Source organism: Paenibacillus allorhizosphaerae, assembly GCF_042659105.1.
Taxonomy (GTDB): domain Bacteria; phylum Bacillota; class Bacilli; order Paenibacillales; family NBRC-103111; genus Paenibacillus_G; species Paenibacillus_G allorhizosphaerae.
On sequence record NZ_JBHSRV010000005.1, the window covers coordinates 106,031 to 120,039 of the forward strand.

At 55.3% G+C, this 14,009-nt stretch carries 11 protein-coding genes and 1 pseudogene; 11 read left to right on the forward strand and 1 reads right to left on the reverse strand.

The window, feature by feature from the left end:
• Positions 1–3 precede the first annotated feature (3 nt).
• Positions 4–1,275: a sialidase family protein gene (locus ACFQI7_RS19530; RefSeq protein WP_218101389.1), complete on the forward strand. Its 1,272-nt coding sequence runs from the start codon at positions 4–6 to the stop codon at positions 1,273–1,275.
• A gap of 33 nt (positions 1,276–1,308) precedes the next feature.
• Positions 1,309–3,408: a glycosyl hydrolase family 28-related protein gene (locus ACFQI7_RS19535; protein ID WP_218101390.1), complete on the forward strand. Its 2,100-nt coding sequence runs from the start codon at positions 1,309–1,311 to the stop codon at positions 3,406–3,408.
• Between the two features lie 102 nt (positions 3,409–3,510).
• Here ACFQI7_RS19535 and ACFQI7_RS19540 read toward each other — a convergent pair whose 3' ends face one another.
• A complete protein-coding gene (locus ACFQI7_RS19540; RefSeq protein ID WP_218101391.1) occupies positions 3,511–4,773 on the reverse strand; it encodes an ATP-binding protein in 1,263 nt (420 codons plus the stop codon).
• A gap of 234 nt (positions 4,774–5,007) precedes the next feature.
• Here ACFQI7_RS19540 and ACFQI7_RS19545 point away from each other — a divergent pair, with 234 nt between their 5' ends.
• From ACFQI7_RS19545 to ACFQI7_RS19585, 9 genes and pseudogenes are all read left to right on the forward strand, one after another.
• A complete protein-coding gene (locus tag ACFQI7_RS19545) occupies positions 5,008–5,784 on the forward strand; it encodes a M55 family metallopeptidase (RefSeq protein ID WP_218101392.1) in 777 nt (258 codons plus the stop codon).
• Positions 5,785–5,885: 101 nt separating this feature from the next.
• Complete coding sequence (locus ACFQI7_RS19550) at positions 5,886–6,065, forward strand: small acid-soluble spore protein H (protein ID WP_218101393.1); 180 nt, start codon at positions 5,886–5,888, stop codon at positions 6,063–6,065.
• A 166-nt stretch (positions 6,066–6,231) separates the two neighbouring features.
• Complete coding sequence (gene catA / locus ACFQI7_RS19555; protein WP_218101394.1) at positions 6,232–6,882, forward strand: type A chloramphenicol O-acetyltransferase; 651 nt, start codon at positions 6,232–6,234, stop codon at positions 6,880–6,882.
• Between the two features lie 406 nt (positions 6,883–7,288).
• Positions 7,289–8,293 carry a LacI family DNA-binding transcriptional regulator gene (locus tag ACFQI7_RS19560; protein WP_218101395.1) on the forward strand — a complete coding sequence of 335 codons (1,005 nt, stop codon included), beginning with the start codon at positions 7,289–7,291 and terminating at the stop codon, positions 8,291–8,293.
• Between the two features lie 123 nt (positions 8,294–8,416).
• On the forward strand, positions 8,417–10,210 hold the full coding sequence (locus ACFQI7_RS19565; protein ID WP_218101396.1) for an L-fucose isomerase: 1,794 nt from the start codon (positions 8,417–8,419) through the stop codon (positions 10,208–10,210).
• Between the two features lie 17 nt (positions 10,211–10,227).
• Complete coding sequence (locus tag ACFQI7_RS19570; RefSeq protein ID WP_218101397.1) at positions 10,228–11,895, forward strand: ribulokinase; 1,668 nt, start codon at positions 10,228–10,230, stop codon at positions 11,893–11,895.
• Positions 11,896–11,921: 26 nt separating this feature from the next.
• Positions 11,922–12,059: pseudogene (locus ACFQI7_RS19575) on the forward strand (SDR family oxidoreductase); the annotation flags it as partial.
• Positions 12,060–12,282: 223 nt separating this feature from the next.
• Positions 12,283–13,083: an EamA family transporter gene (locus ACFQI7_RS19580; protein ID WP_230415365.1), complete on the forward strand. Its 801-nt coding sequence runs from the start codon at positions 12,283–12,285 to the stop codon at positions 13,081–13,083.
• Positions 13,084–13,118: 35 nt separating this feature from the next.
• Complete coding sequence (locus ACFQI7_RS19585) at positions 13,119–14,006, forward strand: alkaline phosphatase family protein (protein ID WP_218101398.1); 888 nt, start codon at positions 13,119–13,121, stop codon at positions 14,004–14,006.
• Positions 14,007–14,009 lie beyond the last annotated feature (3 nt).

Consider the following 14,009-nt stretch of genomic DNA (forward strand, 5'->3'; position numbering starts at 1 on the left):
ATCATGATCGATCAGCTGCAGCCGGGTGCGGTAAGGCCGCTCGCCGATGACTATGTAACGGTGTATGAGTCCCCGGATCCGGCCGGTGTGTACTGCTATTCTCCCGCGATCATCGTGCTGCCCGGAGGACGGATTGTCGCTACCATCGATTTGGGCGGCAAGGGCATCGTGAACTTGGACGGACCGAAGGGATCGAGAAACGGATACATCGTACAAGGGAAAGTATTTGTATCCGATGACGGCGGGAGCTCGTGGCGTCATACGGCGGATTTCCCATTCCTGCATGCACGGCCTTTCCTCGCAGGCGGCGCCCTGTACGTGCTGGGACACTGCGTTAACATTATGATCATGCGCTCCGACGACGGAGGAGAGACCTGGTCGGAGCCCGTATTGCTGACGGAGGAAGGCGATTGGCATCAAGCCCCCTGCAACGTGCACTATACAGAAGAAAACGTTTATTTGGTTATGGAAAATATCGTCCCCAACGATTTGGCCATTTGGCCGGTAAGCTGCATGGAACCGGTGCTGATGCGCGCACGGCTGGACGCCGATCTTATGAAAGCGGAAAGCTGGACCTACGCATCCAAACTATCCGCACGGGATGCCTTTCCTTCCGAAGCGCTCGATTATTTCGGAGTGCCGTTCTTTACGGAAACGCCTCACCATCGGGCAGGCCAAGTGAACTGCGCGCCGATCGGCTGGCTCGAGACAAATGTCGTACAGTTCACCGATCCGAATCACTATTGGCATGATCCGGAAGGGAAAACGTTCTACTTGTGGGCAAGAGCGCATACCGGGGGCACCGGTTACGCGGCGATCGCCAAAGTGGTCGAGAACCCCGACGGTACGATGACCACGATGCTGGCAACGGCGCCTTCGGGCAAAAGGGCCGTGTTCGTGCCGTGCCCCGGCGGCCAAATGAAGTTTCATATTCTCTATGATGAGCCGTCGAAGCTGTACTGGCTGCTCAGCTCCCAATCGACCGACAGCATGACGCGTAAGGAGAAACTGCCTCCCGACCGGTTCGACCTGCCGAATAATGAGCGGCACCGGCTGCAGCTTCATTATTCGCGCAATTGCATCGATTGGTGCTTTGCCGGCATCGTATCGATCGGAGCTACAGCACGTGAGTCCCGGCATTATGCGAGCATGGCCATCGATGGCGACGATCTGTACGTCCTGAGCCGTTCTGGCGATCACCGCGCGCGGGACGCGCATAACGGCAATTTGATTACGTTTCATAAAATCCGCAATTTTCGTTCTTTACTTTACTAAATGATTTGAGGGAAGCAGAAAGGGGCGGTCCGCTTGTCCGATCCGTTGAACGAACAGAAATCTCATAACGATCACGACGCACCGCGTTCCACCATCAGCAGAAGAAAACTGATCGCCTCGCTCGGAACGGCAGGGGTAGCGGCGGTTGCCGGCGCATGGCTCCATGGCAGTGCGATGTATGGTGCCGCTTCCGAGGGGCCGGCCTCCGTGACAAAAGACGTCTACGGACCGGATAAACCGAAGGTGCGCGAACTCCTTGCAGCCAATGTTGTGGTTTCGGTTACGATTACCGAGCTGAGAAGGATGGAGCAACCCGATCCCGGTACGGTCTATTATGTGACGGATGAGAGACGGGAAGGGCACTTTATTTACGACGATGCCGACACAACATCCGCCGATAACGACGGGACCATCATTGCCGCCACGTTAGGCGCACGATTCAAGCGTTTGTATGACGGAGGCTTGAACGTCAAATGGTTCGGCGCCGCCGGCAATGGTGCCGCCGACGATACGCAGCCTGTTCGGGCGGCACTCTCCGCAGCGAAAGGACGAGAGCTGTACTTCCCTGCGGGTGTTTACCATTTGACTGACACGATCACAATCCCGAGAAATACATTCGTTCGAGGAGCAGGGAGTTCCTCATGGTTTACGTTCGGCCAGCGAAGGACCGAGGTGACGGAGAGCATTCTGGACATGGAAAGCGGCACCGTGCTGAAGTTCGCCGGCAACGGATCGAGCCGCTTCTCTAGCAATCGTGCCGATTTTCAGTCGTTTACATGCGCGGTGAAGCTGGAAGCGGACGGAGACGGCATCCAACTGTCGGATTTGAAGGTGCTGTCTCACTTTCGGATTAGGGATGAAGCGGGCTGGATCACGACTCCGGAAACGGACCAGCATGCCCTGTTCGATGTGGGACTGTGGGTCGACAACGCCGATCACGTGAAGCTAAGCCGCATATCCGTCGTCGGCTATTGGCAAAAGGCCGGCCTGCTCGTCGATGCTTCCGGACGGTTATCTTCATCCTCGGAATATGGCGCGGTCGAATATATAACAATTAAGGACTGCGTCTTTCAAGGGAAAATCGGCATGGCGCTGCTCGGCGGAGACGAAGGCGCTCCGCCGGACGGCACCGGTTTCACACCGCCGACCGGCAAGGACGATCTGTCCGAAGGCCAGTTCGGCTTATCCCATGCGTTCGTGTCCGACAGCTTCCTCTCCGGAACGGATCATCATTCGAACGGCTTCGTAAACGGCTGGCAGCAGCATCTGGCGCCGGACAGCACGCCGCTTAAAATCGACGGCTTTATCGGCAGCGGCGTGCCCTACCGGATCAATCACCCGCGCTTTGTCAACTGCTCTTTCCAGACGCGGGAGAGCGCTTCGATCATGCTGGACCGGGTCGTCCGTCCGACGTTCGTCAACTGCCGGGCCGAGAGCGGTCCTGTACGGGCAACCCGGCATACGGTAATGCCCCGGCTCGTGAACTGCGAGTTTCCGTACAACCGAACGAATGCGGCGTACCAGGAAATCGAGCACTGTCCGGGAGCGGTCATTACGCCGCCCTTCCGCAGGCTCGGACAAATTCATCTGCAGGAGTACGCTTTTCAAATCGAGCTGCGCAACAACAACGGCGTGATCGAGCATCGTGTGTCCAAGGCGTTCGGTATCCAGAGCGGCGGAAGGTCGCACGATGCGGAGGCGTTGTTCCGTTTCGCCATCGAGGGCGCGGGATGGAATTACCGCAATTGGACGGCGACGCCGATGCCCGGCGGTACGGAAAGCGATAATTATGCGGCGGGCTTATTTATCGGCGACAAGTCGTCTTCGATTAAAACCAATTTGTTTCTAAGCGCAGCCGTGGACAATAGTCCGGACTATCAGGAAGCGGAGGTTGTCGTCGTGGACTTCAGGGCGTCCGATGGGCAGCTGTGGGCAAAGCCTGCCGTTTATACCGCGCAAAAGGTTCCGTATCGGTTCGACAACTACTCCACGACGCTCAAGATCGAGCTGAGAAACGGATCGGGCTTGGCAACGGGACTGGCCGACAGCTTGCCGAGCGAAAGCAACGGCGCGGCCAGCCTGATCCTCAGGGTAAAAGGAAAATTTTACGAGCAGGCGTATGGCCTGGTTTAATCGTTTGAATGCAGAAGAAGCTTGAAGGACTCGACAAGAGCCTTTCAAGCTTCTTTAATGGAACGAATCGTTAAGCTGATAAAGCGATAAAGCGGCAGTCCGTCAGGAGCCTTTTTTTCCTTCCGGAAAGCTGATTTCAAATACGGTTCCTGTTCCAACCTGACTTTTAATATCGATTTTGCCGTCCATTTTTTTAATGATATTAATTGACACCATCGTCCCAAGCCCGGTTCCTTTGTCCTTTGTCGAAAAGTAAGGGCTGCCGAGCCGGTTCAATTGTTCGGGAGTCATTCCGACCCCGTTATCGCTTATGTGCAAGACGATGGTTTGACCCCGCTTTTGCAAGTCGATCGTGAGCAGGCCGTCGCTCGACATCGCTTCAATCGCATTTTTGCCGATATTAATGAGCGCCTGGCGCAGCTTATGCTTGTCGCCGACCATGTAAAGCGCCTCTTCTGTCGTCCTTGCTTCGACCTTGACGTTATTATAGTTGGCGTATGTCAACAAAATATTGGCTAAATAGTCGACTTCCTGATTCATGTCGATCGTTTCGATTGCTTCCGCTTCCGTTTTGGCCAGCGAAAGATAGTCGGTAATAATATGCTGCGCCCGGTCCAGCTCCTCGAGGCATATTTTTTCGTAGTAGCTTTTTCGTTCTGCCGATGCGCCGCTAGTTCCGAGCAGCTGAATAAAGCCCCGGACTGTCGTCAGCGGGTTTCGGATTTCGTGTGCGACGGATGCGGCCATTTCGCTTACCAGCTTCAGCTTCTCGCTGCGAATCATCTCCTCCTGCATTCGAAAGTAGTTTTGCAAAAATTCGACCAAATAAATATACATGCCGATAATCAAGCTTTGCAGCAAATATGTACTTAGGACGACAAGCGGATTGCCGGTTAACCGTTGCGTTTCGTTCAGCAGTAATAAATAGATCGAGAAAGTGAAAAATTTAACGAGTGCACTGACGAGAATGGCGCATATGATTTTTTTCGTAAGCGACAGTCTGGCATACATGCGAAACAAAAAGACGAATAAAAGGAACGTCGGCAACATCGATATAACATGGTAGAGGCCATTCACGTTGCCCATGAGGAGACGGTATAAAATCAAGGCCAAATAGAGCACAACGGATACTTGCGGCCCTCCGTACAAGGAACCCACGGTTAGCGGGATGGCACGGAAATCGTGAGATAATCCGTTGATGGACACGGCAAATGACATCGTAACCATGATGGAAAGCGAGAACAAAACGCACAATATGACGCGATAATACTTACTGTATTGGAACCTGTATATATACGGAAACACAACTAACGGTGAAAAAATAATAAAGATGTTGAGCAAATAATCCTTAAGTATGCTAATCATGGCCTCACCTTGGTCTTATTCAATATGCAAGCATGGTTGGCAGAATCGAGTAAAAAGGCCTGTTTCACAAACGCAGGAATCTTATCAACATAATTCGACGGGATGCGCTGTTTCCCTTCCGCGAGAATGGGCTTTTTTTATTATGGCTAGAGGGGAAAAAATTCGTGATATAATCGGGTTACCATCATGAGGTTTTCCGAATGCGCCGAATTCTTTATCAAGGGGTGAGGGAAGTTGAAATTTTTCATACTAACCGATCTGGAAGGCCCGGCGGGCGTGGACCGCTTCTCCCAGACACGCACGACCAGTCTGGAAGACAAAGCGGAGGCCATGATGCAGTTGGCCAAAGAAGTGAATGCATGCATGGAAGGCATTCGCTCGGTCGATGCCGCCGCCGAAATCGTCGTCTGGGACGGTCACGGCTCGGGCGGTCTGCGCGAGGAAGACTTGCAGGCGTGTACATATCTTCCGCCAAGAACGAAGGCCGCTTTTGAACTGGAAGGCTTTGACGCCTTATTGTTCGTCGGGCAGCATGCCATGGCGGGAACGGTTTTTGCCCCGCTGTGTCATACGTATAATTCGCGAAGCGTGAATTATTACAAGCTGAACGGCTGCTTCATCGGGGAATTCGGAGCTAGAGCGCTCTCCGCCGGTTATCAGGGCGTGCCGACGATCTTTTTGTCCGGGGACGACAAGGCGGCGGCGGAAGCGAGAATGTTCGTCCCGGAGATCGAAACCGTCGCGACGAAGCTCGGGACCGGACTTGAATCGGCCGTTCACTTGGATAAAGAGGAAGCGTGCCGAAGAATTCGCGAAGGTGCGGCTGCAGCAGTGAGGCGTCGCAATGAAATTCCGCCGTTCATCGGCTTGAAACCGCCGTTCGTCTTTGAAGCCGGGTATTATAACGAGATCGATCAGAGCGCCTGGTCCGGGCGCGCCGGAGAGATCACCTTCCCGGATACCCGCACGGTCCGCATCGTGACCGATCGGCTGCAGGATTTGCCTATATAGCTCGACGGCCGATATGCCGGAAATGGTGCAAGTCCTTATGAATAAGCTTGCGAGACATCGTTCATATTAAAACCATCACTTCGAAAGTGGAGGTTATTTCCATGAACAAGCAGCGTGCAGCCGAGATCGCCGTCTCGCCGGTCATGGCGAATGTTACGTTAGACGGCATTCCGGTCTATATTCAGCATGTCGACGAAACGAGCGAGACAGCCCGCGTGTACCCTTTAGACGAGCCGCAAAACGAACAAGACGTTCCTTTGAGCAGCTTGACCGAGCATTAGAAGATGAACGAACTAGCCGGAGGATTCCTTCGGCTTTTTGTTTGATGGAAGTTGTCGATTGTGGTATCATGCTGGGGATAATGGAATGGGATGATGAGGGTATGGTTAAATCAGTGGATCAAGCCTCCTAAAGCGATACAAAGCGATCATTTTAGGAGGGTAAACAATGAAATTTCATCCGATTGACGTAAACAGCTGGGGCAGAAAGCCCTACTTCGAGCATTACTTAAACAATGTGAGATGCACTTACAGCATGACGGCAAACGTTGACATCACGCTGCTGCTGGCCGTGCTTAAGAATAAGGGCGTAAAACTGTATCCGGCCATGATCCACATGATCACAACCGTAGTGAATCGGCACCGCGAGTTTCGCACTTGTTTTAACGCTGAGGGGAGATTAGGTTATTGGGACAACATGTCCCCGTCGTTTACCATTTTCCATGACGAAAATAAAACCTTTTCGACCGTCTGGACTCCTTTCTGCGATGAATTCGATGCGTTCTACACTCGGTATATTGCGGATTTGGAGATGTACGGAAACGTCATGCAGTTTGCTGCGAAAACGAACGAACCGCCAAACAGCTTTCCGATTTCCTGTATTCCTTGGGTCAGCTTTACAGGTTTTAATCTGAACGTGTACGCCGAAGGAACGTATCTGCTGCCGATCTTTACGATAGGCAAATACGTGAAGCAGGATAATCAAATACAGCTGCCTTTATCGGTACAGCTTCACCATGCCGTGTGCGACGGTTATCATGCCGGGGTTATGTTTCAAGAGCTGCAGCAGCGCGCGGATCAGTGCGAGGAATGGCTGTAGCGCTGTAAGAAGGCTTTAGGCGCATAATCGACACAGCCGATCGTGCCAAAATATAGCTATATCAATACTAGGGGCCAGTCCATTTAGCGGGACTGGTTTTTGTTCAATTATAAGAAATTATAAATTGTCAGACCGAGGAAAGTGCTTCGGAATTTTATAACAAATCACTTGACGAAAAAGGTTACCGCTAGTCCAATTCAAAACCACGATTTTAACAGCGGTTGAATCCCATACCCATCCCTCCCACGCGCAAACGATGGAGAACTGTCTGGGCAGGAGGGCGGGGGTATCGGCAGCAAGAAGAGGCATAGCTCCGCGCCGTTCCGGTTCAAGTCTGTTGACAGACGGATTGCCTGCAATGTATGGTAGGGGATAGGAAAACGATTACATATATAGGTGGCCTTTCATGAAAGCGAATATTAAACAAGTAGCCTTCGAGGCGGGCGTTTCGACGGCCACGGTCTCGCGGGTGCTAAGCGGTACCGGCTATGTCAGCGACGAAGTCAAAGCAAAAGTGCAGGAGGCGGTAGCGAAGCTGAACTACCGGCCCAATGCGGTAGCCCGAAGCTTGAAGCAGGATAAAACGCATTCGCTCGGACTTATCGTGCCGGACATTTCCAATCCTTTCTTCATGTCCATCGCCAGGGGAATCGAGGATACGGTTCGCGAGGAAGGTTATCAGCTGCTGTTCTGCAGTTCGGATGAGCAGCCCGAGAAGGAACGCGAGCTGCTCATGCTGCTGAACGAGAAGCGGGCCGATGCCATACTGATCGCCACCTCCGGGGGCAACGAGGAGACGATTGCCCGCATTGCCGCTTCCGGCGTATCCGTTCTGCTGCTCGATCGCGAAGCCGGGGGCGGAGCGGCGGCGGACCTGGACCTGATCGCGGAAGACAATAGGCACGGTGCCTATTTGTTAACCCGCAAGCTGCTGAGCAAGGGGCATACGCGGATCGGCGTCATTAACGGCAACTTGAATGTCAGCACCGGCCGGGACAGATACGAAGGATATTTAACCGCGCTTGGCGAAGCCGGTTTTACGGCGGAACCGGCATACATGGTGAACGGTCAATTCACGCTGCAGGGCGGGGTGGAGGCGGCCGGTTATTTTCTCGGATTGACAACGCGTCCGACCGCGGTCGTTTCCTTCAACAACCAAATGACCTTCGGACTGCTGCTTGAGCTTCATCGGAGAGGACTGCGCCTGCCGTCGGACATCATGGTCGCTTCATACGGCGAGGTGGAGGCGGCGATGCTGCTGAAAGAGCCCGAGCTGCATTACATTAAGCAGATGCCTTACGAAATGGGCGTGCGTGCCGGGGAAATATTGCTTGAACGGCTGCGGCATACAGGGCAAGAGATCGGGCCGTCGCAAAAAATAATGTTCACGCCCGAGCTGAATACGATCTGACGAAGACGCTTTCGAGGCACTGGGGAAACAATGGAAAAAAGTGTTGTCAGTGGAAACGTTTTATGTTACGGTATGTGTAAACGATTACGTAAACGATTACACATGACGAGGAGACGATCCAATATGACGACGGTTCAAGGTGTTAACCGATTGCAAGGGAGCTTGCCGAAAATCGGCATTCGCCCCATTATCGACGGCCGCCGAGGCGGCATACGCGAGTCTCTGGAAGATGTTACAATGGAGATGGCCCGAGCCGTTGCAAGGCTGATCAGTGAGAAGCTGCGCCATTCGAACGGCTTGCCGGTCGAGTGCGTGATCGCCGATACTTGTATCGGCGGCGCAGCCGAGGCCGCGCAAACCGCGGAGAAATTCGCAAGAAGCGGCGTAGGCGTCAGCCTCTCGGTCACGCCGTCGTGGTGTTACCCGACGGAAACGATCGATACCGATCCTCATATGCCTAAGGCGATCTGGGGCTTTAACGGCACGGAACGTCCCGGTGCCGTCTACCTTGCCGCCGCGCTGTCGGCCCATAACCAGAAAGGATTGCCGGCCTTCAGCATCTACGGCCGGGACGTGCAGGATATGGGGGATACGACGATTCCCGAGGACGTGCAGGCGAAGCTGCTGCAATTCGTCAAAGCCGGCCTTGCCGTAGCGACGATGCGCGGTAAGTCGTACTTATCGATGGGCAACGTATCGATGGGGATTGCCGGCTGCATTGCCGACGAATCGTTCTTCCAGCGGTATCTCGGCATGCGCAACGAGTACGTCGATATGTCGGAATTCGTCCGCCGCATGGAGCTGGGCATTTACGATAAGGAAGAGTACGAGCGCGCGCTTGCTTGGGCGAAGGAGCATTGCAAGGAAGGCGCCGACGTCAACCCGCCTCATCTGCAAAGAACGCGGGAGCAGAAGGACGGCGATTGGGAAACGGTTGTCAAAATGGCGCTGATCGCGCGCGACCTCATGATCGGCAATCCGAAGCTGAACGATATCGGATATGGGGAAGAAGCGCTCGGTCACAATGCGATTGCCGCGGGCTTCCAAGGCCAGCGGGCGTGGACGGATTTTTTCCCGAACGGCGACTTCATGGAAGCGATCCTTACAAGCTCCTACGACTGGAACGGCATTCGCGAGCCTTTCGTGCTCTCTACGGAAAACGACACGTTGAACGCCGTGACGATGCTGATGGGCCATCTGCTGACCGATGCGGCGCAAATTTTTGCCGATGTGCGCACGTTCTGGAGCCCGGATGCGGTCAAGCGGGTGACCGGCTACACGCTGGAAGGACGCGCGGCGCAAGGCGTTATCCACCTGATCAACTCCGGGCCGGCCGCCCTCGACGGGACGGGGCGGCAGACGGTGGACGGCGAACCTGCCATGAAGCCGTTCTGGGACATTACCGGGGAGGAAGTAAAGAAAAGCCTGGAAGCCACGCAGTGGTGCCCGGCGGTCGACTTTTTCCGGGGCGGGGGCTTTTCCACCGACTTTACGACGCGCGGCGGCATGCCGGTTACAATGGCCCGCATCAATGTGATCCAAGGGCTCGGGCCGGTGCTGCAGCTGGCGGAAGGGTACACCGTCGAGCTGCCCGATGACGTGCACGACAAGCTGGACCAGCGCAGCAATCCGACCTGGCCGACGACCTGGTTCGTCCCGAACCTTACGGGAACCGGGGCATTCAAGGATGTATATTCGGTGATGAATAACTGGGGATCGAACCATAGCGCCGTCAGCTACGGGCATATCGGGGCGGACCTGATCACCTTGGCGTCCATGCTGCGCATACCGGTATGCATGCATAACGTCACCGAGGACCGGCTGTTCCGACCGAGCGCCTGGGCGGCTTTCGGAGTATCGGACCCGACCGGGGCGGACTTCAGAGCTTGCGCGAATTTTGGACCTTTGTATAAATAGAAAGGATGTATTTCAGTATGGGTTCTACGAAGTATGCGATCGGCATCGATTACGGAACGGAGTCCGGAAGGGCGCTGCTCGCCGATATATCGACCGGGGAAGAAATTGCGGTTCATGTGACGCCTTATGCGCATGGGGTCATGACCGAAAAGCTGCCTTTATCGGAAAAGCGGCTGGAGCATGAATGGGCGCTGCAGCATCCGCAGGATTATCTGGACGTGCTGTACCGCTCCGTTCCCGAAGTAATCCGCCAATCGGGCGTAAATCCGGACGATGTGGTCGGCATCGGCGTCGATTTCACATCCTGCACGATCCTGCCGGTCGATGCGCAAGGTACGCCGCTGTGCTTTGATCCGGCGTTGGCGGGCGACCCGCACAGCTGGGTGAAGTTGTGGAAGCATCATGCCGCCCAGGAAGAGGCGGATGCAATCAATGAACACGCGTCACGTTCCGATCAGCGGTTTCTCGCCCGCTATGGCGGCAAAATCTCCTCCGAATGGATGCTGCCGAAGCTGTGGCAGGTGCTGCGCGAAGCGCCGGACATCTATGCACGGGCGGACCGCTTCATGGAAGCAGCCGATTGGGTGCCGTTCACGATGACCGGCGAATTCGTGCGCAGCAGCTGTGCGGCAGGGTACAAAGCGTTGTGGCACAAAGAGGACGGCTATCCGGCCGGTTCGTTCTTCGCTGAGCTGGACCCGGCTCTGGGCGATGTGTTCGAGACGAAGCTTCGCGGATCGATCGTACCGCTCGGCACGAAAGTAGGCAGGCTCACAGCGGAAATGGCAGAACGCATGGGACTTCGGCCGGGCATCGCGGTGGCGGTCGGCATCGTGGATGCCCATGCGGGCGTGCCGGGGTGCGGCGTCGTAACCCCGGGCAGGTTAGTCATGGCGATGGGCACGTCCACCTGCCATCTGCTGCTCAGCGACGAAGAGCTGCACGTCGAAGGCATTAGCGGCGTCGTGGCGGACGGCATCGTCCCGGGTTTCTTCGGCTATGAAGCGGGCCAGCCCGCCGTCGGCGATATTTTCGCCTGGTACGTGGACAAAGCGGTCCCGGCCTATGTGCGGGAGGAAGCGTCGGCGGAAGGCATCAGCGTGCACGAGTGGCTGGAACGCCGCGCAGCGGCTTATAAGCCGGGCGAGAACGGGCTGCTTGCGCTCGACTGGTGGAACGGCAACCGTTCCGTTCTCGACGATTCCGACTTGAGCGGACTCATCGTAGGGCTTACGCTGCAGACGAAGCCGGAGGAGATATACCGCGCCTTGATCGAAGCGACCGCCTTCGGCACGCGCCGCATTATCGACGCCTTTCAGGACGGTGGAATTCAAGTCGCAGAGCTCGTTGCCTGCGGCGGGCTTCCTCAGCGCAACCGGATGCTGATGCAGATCTACGCGGACGTCACGGGCCGCGAAATTCACATTGCCGCTTCGTCGCAAACGCCGGCGCTGGGCTCCGCGATCTACGGCGCGGTGGCGGCCGGATCGGCCGAAGGCGGATACGATTCCGTTCCCGAGGCGGCCTCGCATATGGCGCGGCTCAAGGAAGAAACGTATAAGCCGATTCCGGCCCATGCGGCGGTGTACGACCGGTTGTATGCAGAGTATCGCAAGCTTCACGATTATTTCGGCCGGGGCGGCAATGATGTGATGCGAGCATTGCGCGAATTGAAACACAAATAATCGGCGTGCCGGAAAGCGGGAACAGATGGATGCAGCTTACGCCGATGGGCCGTCCGGGGGTTCCGGAAGAACGGGGCGGGATTGCCGTTTACTTGGCTTCCGAAGCTTCATCGTACGTAACAGGCAGTGTGTTCACCGTCGATGGCGGGTACACGATTTGGTAGTTGTACCGGAACGTAAATGTTAATAAAGAAGTGCAGATTCCCGGTTCGGTAGCGAGCCGGGAATTATTTATTTGTTCGTGTAGTTTTTGGTTGTTTTTCATTGACTTTATTTGTCTTTGGCGAGTATGATGAAGGGGAATAAGGAACCGGCTGGAGGGATGCTGTCATTGCAATTGCATTGATTCTTGTTTTATGTTCAGGGTTGGCGCATGCGATCTGGAATTTGTTCACCAAAACAAGTAAAAACAAAATCGTATTTCTGTGGTCGATTCATATTGCGTCATTCGTGCTGCTGCTTCCGTATTTCGTTATCGAGGTCGCTCGAGCTTCCATTCCGCTTCAGGGGTACTTGTTCATCCTGCTGTCGATGGCGTTTCAAATGGGGTATTTTTTGCTGCTCCCTTATGTTTACAGCCATGGCGAGATGTCGCAAGTATACCCGATTATGCGCGGCACCGGCGCATTGCTCGTCCCGCTCTTCAGCGTATGGGTGTACGACGAATCGATGTCCGCGGCCGGTTGGGTCGGCGTATGCTGCATTGTAGCCGGCATGTTCGCCCTTGGCGGGTTTATCAAGAAGGATCGCTGGACGGCTGCGGCTTGGCGGGCAATCACGCCCGCGCTGCTCGTCGGACTGTGCATTACCGGATATGTCATGACCGATAAAATGGTGCTGCACTATATGTCGCCCTTATCTTTAATCGAGGTCAGCAACATCGCCTATGCGATTGTGCTTACGCCGGCGGTCCTCCGTTCGGGCAACCAGCTTAAAGAAGAATGGCAGGCGAACGCCCGCACCATCATGCTCGGCACGATATTCTCGCCGGGCTCGTATTTGCTGTTCCTGTTCGCCGTCAAGTTAGCGCCGTTGTCGCATTTAGCTCCGATTCGCGAAATCGGCACCGTGTTCGGCGCGATGCTCGGCGTGTTGTTGCTGAAGGAAGCGGGCGGAGTGAGGCGGATCCTGTTGTCTGCGGTCATTACAATGGGCGTGATCATGATCGGTTTTTGGGGCAATCCGTAACATAACGATGAAGAAGCAAAGAGGAGAATGCTGGAATGGAAAAGAGTCGCATTGCACGCGTCATCATCTTCGGCTGGGACGGGGCGGGAAATTTCGTAACGGCCGCCGAAACGCCTCATTTGGACAACTTGATTCGGCAGGGGACGTTTGCCTTTGACGCCCTGACCGTGTCGCCGACAATCAGCGCCCAGTGCTGGGGTGCACTCATGCACGGAGTAACGCCGGATAAACATGGCCTAACGAATGAAATCGTCGGCAGACAGACGTATCCCGACGACTCGCCGTATCCTTCGATCTTCCGGGCGGCCAGAGAGGCCGATCCCGATGCGAAGCTGGCCTCGTTCTGCTCGTGGAACCCGATTAATCACGGGATCATCGAATCGTCGATCGGCGTACATAAAGCGACGGTGGAGTTGGCTGACGAAGATGCAAGCCTACCGAACGCCCCCGAGCATAAAGTTCAAAGGGCATCGGCGATCGATCGCCGGCTTGCTATGGACGCCGCTTCGTACATCCGTGCCAATTCCGACGTGAAGCTGCTGTACATCGATTTCGATTTGCCGGATGCGGCCGGGCATCAGTTCGGGTACAATACGCCAGAACAGCTCCAGGCGATCGGGGAGACGGATGGGCATACGGGGATCGTGCTGCGTGCTATAGAGGAAGCCGGCATTCTCGAAGACAGCCTGATCATTGTCGTATCCGATCATGGCGGAGGCGGGGAGCGCTCCCATCAACACGGCAGCGATCATCCGCTGGACAAAACGATTTTCTGGGGATGCGTCGGTCCGGGAATCGCACCGGGCGCTGCGCTGGAACAAAGCATGACGATAACGGATACGGCCGCCGTCGTCGCTCACGCGCTCGGTTTTGCCGCACCCGCTTCATGGGAAGCGAAGCTTCCGCAGCGTTTGTTCACTTGATCA